We start from the raw sequence: 12,389 nt of genomic DNA, 5'->3' as shown, positions 1-12,389 counted from the left end.
GCCTCAGAGGAAGGCGTCGGGCATCGACGCCTTCTTCTGCGCCATGTAGGCCCTGAGCGCCTCGTCGGTGGCGGGGTCGAGGTAGGGCTGCTGGTAGTCGGCCAGCATCCGGTCGACCTTGGCCGAGGCCAGCGCCTCGGTGTCGCGGGCGCCTTCCTCGGACCAGGTCTCGTAGGGCTTGTAGTCCAGCAGGCCGGTGCGCCAGAACGCCGTGGAATAATTCGCCTGGGTATGCGCGCAGCCCAGGAAATGCCCGCCGGGGCCGACCTCGCGCAGGGCGCCCATGGCCTGGGCGTTGTCGTCGACGGGCACGCCCTCGGCCAGCTTGTGCAGGATGCCGAGCTGGTCGGCGTCCATCACGAATTTCTCGGGGCTGGCCACCAGTCCGCCCTCGAGCCAGCCGCAGGCGTGCAGCATGAAGTTCACCCCCGACAGGAGCGCGGCGTTCAGCGAATTCGCGCTCTCGTAGGCGCCCTGCGCGTCGGGCAGCTTGGAGCCGGTGAAGGCCCCGCCCGAGCGGTAGGGCAGGTTCAGCCGCCGCGCGAGCTGGCCCGCGCCGTAGGTGATCTGGCTGGCCTCGGGGGTGCCGAAGGTCGGCGCGCCCGAGTTCATGTCGATCGAGGTCACGAAGGCGCCGAAGATCATCGGGCAGCCGGGGCGGATCAGCTGGCTGTAGGCGATGCCGGCCAGCACCTCGGCCAGCACCTGCGTCAGCGTGCCAGCGACCGAGACCGGCGCCATGGCGCCGCCCACGATGAAGGGCGACACGATGCAGGCCTGCCCGGCGGCGGCGTATTCCTCCAGCGCGCCCATCATCACGCTGTCGAAGGTCAGCGGCGAGTTGATGTTGACCAGCGAGGTCATCACGCAGTGGCTGTCGACGAAGTCGGACCCGAACAGGATGCGCGCCATCTCGACCGAATCGGCGGCGCGCGAGGGTTCGGTGACCGACCCCATGAAGGGTTTGTCCGACAGCGCCATGTGCGCATAGAGCATGTCGAGGTGGCGCTTGTTCACCGGGATGTCGGTCGGCTCGCACACCGTGCCGCCGGAATGGTGCAGCCATTTCGACATGTAGCCGAGTTTCACGAACATCTCGAAATCGGCCATCGTGGCGTAGCGCCGCCCGGCCACCCGGTCGCGCACGAAGGGCGGCCCGTAGACCGGGGCCAGCACCATGGACTTGCCGCCGATCTCGACGTTGCGGGCAGGGTTGCGGGCGTGCTGGGTGAAGCGCGACGGCGCGGTGGCGCAGAGCTGCCGGGCGAGGCCGCGGGGGATGTGCACCCGCTCGCCCTGCACGTCGGCGCCGGCCTGCCGCCAGCGCTCCAGCGCGGCGGGGTTCTCGACGAAGTTGACGCCGATCTCCTCGAGCACCGTCTCGGCGTTGTGCTCGATGATCTCGATCGCCTCGGGGGTGAGGATGTCGAAGTTGGGGATGTTGCGCTCGATGAAGCGCGCGGTCTCGAAGCTGACCGCCGAGCGCGCGGCCCGCCGCGCGGCCCCGCCGCCGCCGCGTGCCCGCCGTGCCGCCGTCTCTTCCGCTAGCGCCATGTCCCGATCTCCCCCGGTCTGTGGGTCCGCTGGTGCCGTTTCCTAGCGCGCCCCGCCCCCCGGCCGCGGGCCGATTGCGGCACCCTGCGGGGGAAAGCGACATGCGGTTGCCGATCTGACACAGATCAATGCGACCGGAATGTTACTATAGTAATTGTCAAATATTGCAGATAGAATCATATCCGAGGAAAGAAGCTGGAAGGCCGCGACGTTGGCCCGATGCCGGCACGATCCCCCGCGATCCGCCGGCGGTGTCGACCACGGGTTTTCCGAGCATCCACAAAGGGAACAAGGAAAGACACCATGACCATGCTGCGTCTCGTACCGGCCCTCCTGGCCACGACGGTTCTCGCGACACCCGTGCTGGCGAACGGCACGGTTCCCGTCGCCCCGGCCCCCGCGCCGGTCTACACGCCGGCCCCGGTCGCCGACTGGGCCGGGTTCTACGGCGGCCTCACGCTCGGCTTCGGAACCGGAACCTACGGGAACGACGACCTTTTTCCCGGCGACGGCGAGGGTGATCTCGACGGCGCGACCTATGGCGGCGTGGTGGGCTACTACTTCCAGAACGGCAGCTGGGTCTTCGGCCCGGAGCTTGCGCTGATGGGCACCAGCCTCAGCGGCAGCGAAGCCTGCAGCAACCCGGCCTTCACCTGCGACGTCGATTTCAACTACATCGCCGCGCTGCGCGGGAACCTGGGCTATCTCGTGTCGCCCGAGATGATGGTGTACGGCACGCTCGGCCTGACCACGGCGAATGTCGATGTCACCACCGACAACGGGGCCGGCCCGTTCGGCACCGACAACGACGTGAACGGCTACCAGTTCGGCCTCGGCGTGGAATGGGCGGCGTCGCAGACGGTGCATGTGCGCGCCAGCGTGAACCGCTACGTCTTCAACGACGACGATTTCCAGACCGACGTGCTCTACCAGGGCGTCGGCATGGACGCGACGGTGTTCGAGCTCGGGGTGCTGTTCCGGTTCTGACTTGACCCCGGGGGCGGGGCGCCGATTGCCCCGCCCCTTGGCGCCGATGGGCCTTGCACCCTTGCGGCGGCGGCCCTAAGCGATGGGCCATGAGCACCGCCGCCACGCCCGACCCGCACGACCACGACCGCCTGCTGATCATCGACTTCGGCAGCCAGGTCACGCAGCTGATCGCCCGCCGCCTGCGCGAGCTGAACGTCTACTGCGAGATCCACCCCTACCAGAGCGTCACCGACGCCTTCCTGGACGCCTTCGACCCGAAGGCGGTGATCTTTTCCGGCGGGCCCGACAGCGTGACGCGCGCGGGGTCCCCCCGCCCGCCGCAGTCGGTCTATGCCCGCGGCGTGCCGATCCTGGGGATCTGCTACGGCCAGCAGGTGATGATGCAGGACCTGGGCGGGAAGGTCGAAGCGGGCGAGCACGCCACCGCCGAATTCGGCCGCGCCTGGGTCACGCCCAAGGGGTCGCGGCCCGATTTCCTGACCGGCTGGTTCATGGACGGCTCGGGGCGCGAGCAGGTCTGGATGAGCCACGGCGACCACGTCTCCGAGATCGCGCCGGGCTTCGAGGTGCTGGGCACCTCGCCGGGCGCGCCCTTCGCCATCACCGCCGACCTCGACCGCCGCTTCTACGCGGTGCAGTTCCACCCCGAGGTGCACCACACCCCGAACGGCAAGACGCTCTACGAGAACTTCATCCGGCTGGCGGGGTTCAAGGGCGACTGGACCATGCGCGCCTACCGCGAGGAGGCGATCCGCGCCATCCGCGAGCAGGTGGGCGACGCCAAGGTGATCTGCGGGCTGTCGGGCGGCGTGGATTCGTCGGTCGCGGCCGTGCTGATCCACGAGGCCATCGGCGACCAGCTGACCTGCGTCTTCGTCGATCACGGGCTGCTCAGGCTGAACGAGGCGCAGGAGGTGGTCAGCATGTTCCGCGACCACTACAACATCCCGCTGATCCACGCCGACGAGTCCGAGCGTTTCCTCGGCGCGCTGGAGGGCGTTTCCGACCCGGAAACAAAGCGCAAGACCATCGGCAAACTGTTCATCGACGTGTTCCAGCACTACGCCGACCAGATCGAGGGGGCGGAGTTCCTGGCGCAGGGCACGCTCTACCCCGACGTGATCGAATCGGTCAGCTTCTCGGGCGGACCCTCGGTGACGATCAAGTCGCACCACAATGTCGGCGGGCTGCCCGAGAAGATGGGCCTCAAGCTGGTCGAGCCGCTGCGCGAGCTGTTCAAGGACGAGGTCCGCGCGCTGGGCCACGAGCTGGGCCTGCCCGCCAGCTTCATCGGCCGCCACCCCTTCCCCGGACCCGGCCTCGCCATCCGCTGCCCCGGCGAGATCACCCGCGAAAAGCTGGAGATCCTGCGCAAGGCCGACGCGGTCTACATCGACCAGATCCGCAAGCACGGGCTCTACGACGAGATCTGGCAGGCCTTCGTGGCGATCCTGCCGGTGCGCACCGTGGGCGTGATGGGCGACGGGCGGACCTATGACTACGCCTGCGCGCTCCGGGCGGTGACCTCGGTCGACGGGATGACGGCGGATTACTACCCCTTCACCCACGACTTCCTCGGCGAGACCGCGACGCGGATCATCAACGAGGTCAAGGGGATCAACCGGGTCACCTACGATATCACGTCAAAGCCGCCCGGGACGATCGAGTGGGAGTAAGGCGCCTCGGCCGCCTGATCCGCACCGCCCTGCTGCTCTGGGCGGCAAGCCTCGCCGCCGTCTGCCTGTGGACGTTTCTCTGGCCGCTGGACCGGCCCCTGCCGCGCGGGGACGCGATCGTCTGCCTCGGCGCAGGCGTCAACGCGGCGGGCGTGATCGACGCCGCCAGCCGGGCGCGGGCCGGGGCCTGCGCGGCGCTCGCCCGCGCGGGGGCGGCGCCGGTGGTCGTCTTCACCGGCGGGGCGGCGGCGCCCGGCGCGCCCTCGGCGGCGGCGGGCATGGCCGCGGTGGCACGGGCCGCGGGGGTGGCGGAAGCTTCGGTCCTCCTGGAGGAAGACGCGCACTCCACCCTGCAGAACGCGCTCAATACCCGGCCACGGCTGCCCGAGGGGGCGCGGGTGATCCTCGTCACCGAGGCGTTCCACCTGCCGCGGGCCTGGGCGTCGTTCCGGGCGATGGGGGTGGAGGTGGCGGCGCTATACCCCGCGCTGCGGCTGAGGGCCGGGCGCGATGGCACGCCGGACTGGACCATGCTGCTGCGGGAAAGCGTGGCACTGTGGTTCAACGCGGGCCGCTATGCCGCGTGGCGGGTCGGCGGGGCGCTTGGCATCGAGGACAGCCGCCGCGGAGATTGGCTGCACTGACAGCTCGGCGCGCGCCTTACCGGAACGCGTGCAGCCGCCCGTCCTGCCCCACCACCAGCAGCATGTCGCCCACCGCGATGGGGTGCGAGGCGGCGCCGCCGCGCAGCTCCAGCGTGCCGACCAGCTCGCCGCTCTCGGGCGAGAACATCCGCACCAGCCCGTCGCCCGAGGCGACGATCAGACGGCCGCCCGCGAGAATGGGCCCGTAATGGGTGAACACCGCCTTGCGCCGCCGTTCGCGGTTGGCGACGTAAAGCGGCAGCTCGGTGCCCCAGACGCGCGCGCCGGTGTCGGCGTCGAGCCGGATCAGCTCGTTGCGGTCGGACACGAAGAACACCGCGCCGCCGGCGACCAGCACCGGCGAATAGGCGCCCTCGGCCGCGGTCCACTGGCGGGTGCCGGTGCGGCCGTCCATCGCCACCACGCGGCCCGACTGATTGCCGGCGTAGATCGTGCCGCCCACCACCACCGGGTCCGAGGTGATGTCGTTCATGTTCGCGTAAGCCGTGCCGAGGCGGCCGCCGGCGACGAAGGAATTCCACAGCGTGATGCCGGTGTTCGGCAGGGCCGCCACGATCTCGCCCGAGGGGAAGGGGAAGATCACGCGGCCGTCGGCCACCGCGGGGGCCGCGCCGCCGACGAGGACCGAGGGCGCGTCGGAGCTGGGGATGGTCCAGCGCAGGCGGCCGTCATCGGCCTCGACCGCCCAGGCCTCGGAGTTGCGGCCGACCACGTAGACCAGCCCGCCCGAGACGGTGGGCGCGCCCAGCACCGTGCCGAGGCGCTGGCGCCAGATCACCGCGCCGGTGGAGGCGTTCAGCGCCAGCAGCTCGCCATAGGGCGAGGTCGCGTAGAGCCGGTCGCCCGACAGCGCGAGGCCGCCGCCCGAGGCGTTGCCGCCGCGGTCGAAATCGGGGACGAGGCTGGCGATCCAGGCCGGCGCGCCGGTCGAGAGCGAGGTCGCCTGCAGCTGGCCCCCGGCGTCGATGGTGAACACCAGCCCGTTGCCGGCCACGGGGTCGGTCGCGATGCGGTTGCGGCGGCTGTTGCCGGTGCCGATGTCGGCGACCCAGAGCGGCGCGGGCGCGGCCGACAGGGTGGCGTGCGGCAGGCGGTTGACGGTGTTGTAGCCGCGGCTCGGCCAGTCGCCGAGGCGGGTCGGCGCGGGCAGGCTGATGGCGCGGGGGGCGTCGGTGTCGGCGAGGTCCGAGGCGGCGGCGCGGCCGTCGGCGCCGGGCAGCGTGGCGGCCAGCGGCACGCGGGTGCCGAAGCGTTCGCCCGGCAGCGCCTGGTCGCGCTCGCAGGCGGCCAGCACGAGGAGCGCGCAGAGCCCCAGCGCCAGACGCGCGCCGCGATGGATTGCTGCTGCCCTGCCCTCGACCCCGATCATGCGCCCCGGCCTTCCTGTCCTGCCGCCATGGCAGCGGTCTTCACTGTTGTTCCACGGGGGCATCCGCCGCCGCGTCGCCATCGCCGGGCGCCCCTTCGGCCGGGGCGACCGCCTCGGGCGCGGCCTCCGGCGGGGCCGCCTCCTCGGCGGGGGCCTCCTCGGCGGGGGCCGGCTCGGGCACGGGGGCGGTATCGACCAGGGTCGAGCCCGCTTCCAGCGCCACAATCAACTGAGACGCCCGCTGTTGCAAGCCCGGCGTCGCCGCCGCGCTGCGCTCCAGCGCCCGCAGCCGGTCGAGCCCGGCCTCCAGGTCGCCGCTGCGGATGTCGACCAGCGCCAGCTGCTCCTCGGCCAGCGCCGCGTAGGGCGCGCCCGGCTCGGCCAGCGCGCCGAGGATCAGCCGCGCGGCGGCGGGCTCGGAGGGCGCCAGCATCTCGGCCTTGAGGGTGGCGAGGTCGCGGTAGCGCCGCGGCAGGTCGGGCGCCTCGGCCGCCGCCCGGAGCGCCGCCGCGGCGGCGGACGCCTCGGCGCCGCCCTGCGCGACCTCGCCCGCGGCGATCAGCGCCACGAGGATGCGCGCCTCGGGGCTGCCCGCCGGGACCGCCTCGAGCGCGGCCACCCGCGCCTCGGGGTCGGCGGTGTCCAGCGCCGCGATCAGCGCGTCGCCGAAGGCCTCGGCCGCGGCCCGCTCCTGCGCGCGGCTGTATTCCAGCCAGGCCGCGCCGCCGACGATCCCCACCACCAGCAGCGCGACCAGCCACGCCCAGCGGCGGAACAGCGCGTAGAGCCGGTCGCGGCGGACCTCCTCGGTGACCTCGTCGATGAAACTGTCGGTACTGGACATCCCGCCGGGGCCCCGCTCGTCTGTCATGCCTCGGCGCCTCTTAGCCCGTTCGGACCCGTCGCCGCAAGGGCGCGCCGCCCCGGCCGCAGCCGTTGACGGCAAATCTGAACGGCTTAGTTCAGTCTTGCGCGGCACCGCAGAAAAATTTAATCTGAACCGGTTGGTTCAGCGTAACTCCTGCGAGCCGACGGAACGGCAGGCATGGCCGGATCGCCGCGGATGCCCCGGCGGCCCGGGATCGAGGTTCACGATGCGTTTCTTCCCCCTCCTGTTCGCGGCGCTGGTCTGCGTCGCCCTGTATTTCCTGATCCTCGACCGCGACCGCCTGATGGAGTTCGCGGGCCGCTTCGGCGCCGCCACCCCCGCCGAGGAGGCCGCCGCCCCGGCCGTCGCGGAGGCCGACCAAGCCCCCGCCGCCGAGGCCGAGGCCGACCCGCGCATCCACGTCGTCGCCCGCCGCTCCACCGCGCAGGTGACCGAGAACGCCGTGCTCCTGCGCGGCCGGACCGAGGCGATGCGCGAGGTCACCGTCGCCGCCGAGACCTCGGGCCGCATCCTGTCGGCGCCGATCCGCGCCGGCGCCTATGTCGAGGCCGGGCAGCTCCTGTGCGAGATCGACCCCGGCACCCGCCTGTCCGCGCTGGAGGAGGCGCAGGCCGCGCTCGACACCGCGCGCGCCCGCCTGCCCGAGGCCGAGGCGCAACTGGCCGGCGCCCGCGCGCAGCTGACCGCCGCCGAGATCGACGCAAACGCCGCCAGCCGCCTGAGCGAAAGCGGCTTCGCCTCCGAGACACGCGCCGCCAGCGCCGCCGCCACCCGCGAGGGCGCGCTGGCGCAGATCCAGTCGGCCGAGGCCGCCGTGTCGCAGGCGCGCTCGGGCATCCGCTCGGCCGAGGCCGCCGTGACCCGCGCCGAGGAGGAGATCGGACGCCTGCGCATCGCGGCCCCCTTCCCCGGCTACCTCGAGACCGACACCGCCGAGCTGGGCACGCTGATGCAGCCCGGCAGCCCCTGCGCCACCATCATCGAGCTGGACCCGATCAAGCTGGTGGGCTTCGTCCCCGAGGCGCAGGTCGACCGTGTCGAGGTCGGCGCCACCGCCGGCGCGCGGCTCGCGTCGGGCCGCGAGGTGCTGGGCACCGTCAGCTTCCTCAGCCGCTCGGCCGACCCCGCCACGCGCACCTTCCGCGTCGAGATCACCGTGCCGAACCCCGACGTGTCGATCCGCGACGGCCAGACCGCCGACATCCTGATCCAGACCGACGGCACGCCCGCGCACCTGCTGCCCGCCTCGGCGATGACGTTGAGCGACGACGGCGCGCTCGGCGTGCGCATCGTCGAGGACGGCGTCGTCCGCTTCGTCCCCGTCCGCATGATCCGCGACACCGCCACGGGCGTCTGGCTGACCGGCCTGCCGGAGGTCGCCGACGTCATCACCGTGGGCCAGGAGTTCGTCACCGACGGCGTGCCGGTGCAGGTGACCTACGAGGAGCTGACGCAATGATCGGCGTCATCGACTGGGCCGCCAGCCGCGCCCGCATGGTCGTGGCCTTCGTGATCCTGTCGCTGGTGATGGGCACCGCGGCCTATGTCGGCCTGCCCAAGGAGGGCGAGCCCGACATCGACATCCCCGGCCTGTTCGTCTCGGTCCCCTTTCCCGGCATCTCGGCCGATGACAGCGAGCGGCTTCTGGTGCGCCCGATGGAGGCCGAGTTCCAGGACCTCGACGGGCTGACCTCGATCAACGCCACCGCGTCCGAGGGCTTCGCGGGGGTGTTCCTGGAATTCGAGTTCGGCTGGGACAAGGGCGCCACCATCGCCGACGTGCGCGACGCCATGGGCCGCGCCGAGGCGCAGTTTCCCGAGGGCGCCGAAAGCTACTCGATCAACGAGATCAACTTCTCCGAGTTCCCGATCATCATCGTGGCGCTGTCGGGCGACGCGCCCGAGCGCACGCTGATCCGGCTCGCCAACGAGATGCAGGAGGCGCTCGAGGCGCTGTCGCCGGTGCTCGAGGCGGGGCTTGCCGGCACGCGGGAGGAGATGCTCGAGGTCATCCTCGACCCGCTCGCGCTCGAGGCCTACGACGTCACCGCGGCCGACCTCATCAACGCGGTCGTGAACAACAACCAGCTGATCGCCGCCGGCGAGGTCACCACCGAGAACGGGGCGATCTCGGTCAAGATCCCGTCGTCCTTCGACAATGCGGCCGATGTCTACGGCCTGCCGATCACGGTGAACGGTGACCGCGTGGTCACGCTGGGCGAGCTGGCCGAGATCCGGCTGACCTACCAGGACCGCGCCGGCACCGCGCGCTTCAACGGCGAGACCACCATCGCGCTGCAGGTGGTCAAGCGGCAGGGCTTCAACATCATCGACACCGCCGCGCTGGTGCGCGAGACGGTCGAGCAGGTCCGCGCCACCTGGCCGCCCGAGCTGCAGGAATCGGTGCAGGTCGCCACCACGCTGGACCAGTCGGTCACCGTCGACAGCATGGTGCGCCAGCTCGAGGGCTCGGTGCTGACCGCCATCGCGCTTGTCATGATCGTGGTGCTGGCCTCGCTCGGCACGCGCTCGGCGCTGCTGGTGGGCTTTGCGATCCCCACCTCGTTCCTGCTGTGCTTCATCCTTCTCGGCGTGATGGGCGTCACCATCTCGAACATCGTGATGTTCGGCCTGATCCTCGCGGTGGGGATGCTGGTCGACGGCGCCATCGTCGTCGTCGAATACGCCGACAAGCGCCTGCAGGAAGGCGCGCGCCCCATGCAGGCCTACACCGACGCGGCCAAGCGCATGTTCTGGCCGGTCGTGTCCTCGACCGCGACCACGCTCTGCGCCTTCCTGCCGATGCTGTTCTGGCCCGGCGTGCCCGGCGAGTTCATGGGCATGTTGCCCGTGACGCTGATCTTCGTGCTGACCGCCTCGCTGATCGTGGCGCTGATCTACCTGCCGGTGATCGGCGGCGTCGCGGCGCGCTTCACCCGCATCGTCGACCGCATCACCGCGGTCGTGATGGTGGTGATCCCGTGGTACGCCGCGCGCCTCGTGCTGACGCTGGCAACGGCCTACTTCATGTTCCTCGCCGCGCTGCAGACGATCCGGCCGGGCGTGCTGATCCCGGTGCCCGCCGACGCCGCGCCGATGCTGCAGATGGCGCCGGGCGCGGCGATGTTCCTGCTGGGCTCCATCGCCATGTCGGTGCTGCTGGGCTCGGTGCGGATCGAACGCAAGGCCGGCAAGGTCCGGGCGGGCTACCGCCGCACGGTCTTCGGCTGGGTCATCCACGCCATCGTCGGCAACCCGGTGATGCCGCTGGTGACCATCGCCGCCGTGGTCGCCTTCGTGATCGCCGTGTTCACCTACTTCGGCGAGAACAACAACGGCGTCGAGTTCTTCGTCGAGAGCGAGCCCGAGAACGCCATCGTCTACGTCCGCGCCCGCGGCAACCTGTCGGTCTCCGAACAGGACGCGCTGGTGCGCCAGGTCGAGGCGATCGTGCTCGACACCGAGGGCGTGCGCGACGTGTTCGCCTTCGCCGGCGAGGGCGGGCTCAACAACAACACCGGCGGCGCCGCGGCGCCCGCCGACACCATCGGCCAGGTCCAGCTCGACCTCGAGCCCTGGGGCCAGCGCGAGGACGGGGACGTCATCCTCGACCGGCTGCAGGCGCGCCTCGACCAGCTGCCCGGCATCCAGACCGAGATCTTCTCGCAGTCCCGCGGCCCCGCCTCGGGCAAGCCCGTCCACCTGCGCCTGTCCGGCGACAACTGGGAGGAGCTGCAGGAGGCCACCCGCATCGCGCGCGCCCATTTCGAGGGGCTGCCCGGCCTGACCCTGATCGAGGACACGCTGCCGCTGCCCGGCATCGACTGGCAGATCGACGTCGACGTCGAGGCCGCGGGCCGCTTCGGCGCCGACGTCGCCACCGTGGGCGCGATGGTGCAGCTGGTCACGCGCGGCATCCTGCTCGACACCATGCGGGTGCCGACCTCGGACGAGGAGATCGACATCCGCGTCCGCTTCCCCGAGGAGGCGCGGGTGCTGTCCACCCTCGACACCCTGCGCGTGCGCACCCGCGACGGGCTGGTGCCGCTGTCGAACTTCGTCACCTACACGCCCGCCCGGCAGCTGGCCGAGATCAACCGCATCGACCAGTCCCGCGTCTTCGACGTGAAGGCCGACGTGGTCGCGGGCCTCGTCCGCGTGGCCGACGCCGGCGGCGCCACGCGCGGCTACCTGTTCGACACCGGCGCAGCCACGGTGCAGGGCCCCGCCGATTTCACCGCCGCCGGCACCGGCTGGCAGATCTCGGCGCTGGTCGAGGGCACCACGGCCGACGACCTCCGCGCCGGGCTCGACGCGGGCACGCTCACCGCCGTGCCGGTCACCGCGAACGAACGCATCGCCGCCGTGACCGAGTGGATCCAGACCGAAAACCCCTTCCCCGCCTCGGTCAGCTGGGAATGGACCGGCGACCAGGAGGAACAGGCCGAAAGCCAGGCCTTCCTCGGCCAGGCCTTCGGGGCGGCGCTGGGGCTGATGTTCATCATCCTGCTGGCGCAGTTCAACTCGGTCTACAACGCCGTGCTGGTGCTGCTGGCCGTGGTGCTGTCCACCGCCGGCGTGCTGATCGGGATGCTGGTGATGGACCAGACCTTCTCGATCATCATGACCGGCACCGGGATCGTGGCGCTGGCCGGGATCGTGGTGAACAACAACATCGTGCTGATCGACACCTACCAGGAATACGCCCGCTACATGCCGCGGATCGAGGCGATCACGCGCACCGTCGAGGCGCGGATCCGCCCGGTGCTGCTGACCACGATCACCACCATGGCCGGGCTCGCGCCGATGATGTACGGCATCTCTCTCGACTTCGCCAACGGCGGCTACACCGTCGACAGCCCCACCGCGCTGTGGTGGAAACAGCTGGCCACCGCGGTCGTGTTCGGCCTCGGCATCGCCACCGTGCTGACGCTGGTGTTCACGCCGTCGCTGCTGGCGCTCAGGGTGTGGTTCTGGACCATCCTCGGCTGGGTCACCCGCGGCCTCGGGCGTCTCGGCGCCCGCCGCATGAGCCAGCGCGCGCAGGACTGGGCGCTGCAGCGGCAGGCGCGGCAGGCGAAGAACCCCACGATCTTCTGGGACGAGGATCCGCGCCCCGACCCCGCGCCCGCGCCGGACGAGGTCGCGCCGCCCGAGGACCTGCCGCCGCAGTCCGACCCCTACGCGGACACCGAGCTCGACCCGACCGCCACGCCGACCCCGCCGCTGCGCGCGGCCGAGTAGGC

The 12,389-nt window shown here is 71.4% G+C and carries 8 protein-coding genes; 5 read left to right on the top strand and 3 right to left on the bottom strand.

From position 1 onward, the window contains the following. Positions 1–3: 3 nt before the first annotated feature. The gene (locus HCU73_RS17605) at positions 4–1,554 is read right to left on the bottom strand and encodes a trimethylamine methyltransferase family protein (protein WP_168624798.1); all 1,551 of its coding nucleotides are present in this window, start codon (positions 1,552–1,554) and stop codon (positions 4–6) included. 303 nt (positions 1,555–1,857) lie between these two features. On the opposite strand from HCU73_RS17605, the gene HCU73_RS17600 reads away from it, so the two are divergent. The 3 genes from HCU73_RS17600 to HCU73_RS17590 all read left to right on the top strand — a co-directional run bounded on the left by HCU73_RS17600 (position 1,858) and on the right by HCU73_RS17590 (position 4,864). Next, positions 1,858–2,541 (top strand): outer membrane protein, encoded by a 684-nt coding sequence (locus tag HCU73_RS17600; RefSeq protein WP_168624797.1) that lies wholly within the window; start codon positions 1,858–1,860, stop codon positions 2,539–2,541. 89 nt (positions 2,542–2,630) lie between these two features. Further along, on the top strand, positions 2,631–4,220 hold the full coding sequence (guaA, locus tag HCU73_RS17595) for a glutamine-hydrolyzing GMP synthase (RefSeq protein WP_168624796.1): 1,590 nt from the start codon (positions 2,631–2,633) through the stop codon (positions 4,218–4,220). Next, entirely contained in the window at positions 4,211–4,864 is a 654-nt protein-coding gene (locus HCU73_RS17590; protein WP_168624795.1) for an ElyC/SanA/YdcF family protein, read from the top strand. The genes guaA and HCU73_RS17590 overlap by 10 nt, the downstream gene beginning before the upstream one ends. Before the next feature lie 16 nt (positions 4,865–4,880). Here HCU73_RS17590 and HCU73_RS17585 read toward each other — a convergent pair whose 3' ends face one another. After that, positions 4,881–6,254 carry an outer membrane protein assembly factor BamB family protein gene (locus HCU73_RS17585; RefSeq protein ID WP_168624794.1) on the bottom strand — a complete coding sequence of 458 codons (1,374 nt, stop codon included), beginning with the start codon at positions 6,252–6,254 and terminating at the stop codon, positions 4,881–4,883. 40 nt (positions 6,255–6,294) lie between these two features. Continuing rightward, positions 6,295–7,098: a hypothetical protein gene (locus tag HCU73_RS17580; protein WP_239025622.1), complete on the bottom strand. Its 804-nt coding sequence runs from the start codon at positions 7,096–7,098 to the stop codon at positions 6,295–6,297. Positions 7,099–7,348: 250 nt separating this feature from the next. On the opposite strand from HCU73_RS17580, the gene HCU73_RS17575 reads away from it, so the two are divergent. Both HCU73_RS17575 and HCU73_RS17570 read left to right on the top strand, forming a co-directional pair. Beyond that, positions 7,349–8,602, top strand: a complete 1,254-nt coding sequence (locus HCU73_RS17575) for an efflux RND transporter periplasmic adaptor subunit (RefSeq protein ID WP_168624793.1) — start codon at positions 7,349–7,351, stop codon at positions 8,600–8,602. Further along, entirely contained in the window at positions 8,599–12,387 is a 3,789-nt protein-coding gene (locus HCU73_RS17570) for an efflux RND transporter permease subunit (protein WP_168624792.1), read from the top strand. Before HCU73_RS17575 ends, HCU73_RS17570 begins: the two co-directional genes overlap by 4 nt. Positions 12,388–12,389: the final 2 nt, after the last annotated feature.

Source organism: Roseicyclus persicicus, assembly GCF_012395815.1.
Lineage (GTDB): Bacteria > Pseudomonadota > Alphaproteobacteria > Rhodobacterales > Rhodobacteraceae > Roseicyclus > Roseicyclus persicicus.
Note: the sequence above shows the minus strand (reverse complement) of the source record. Positions and strands in the feature narration are given on the sequence as shown.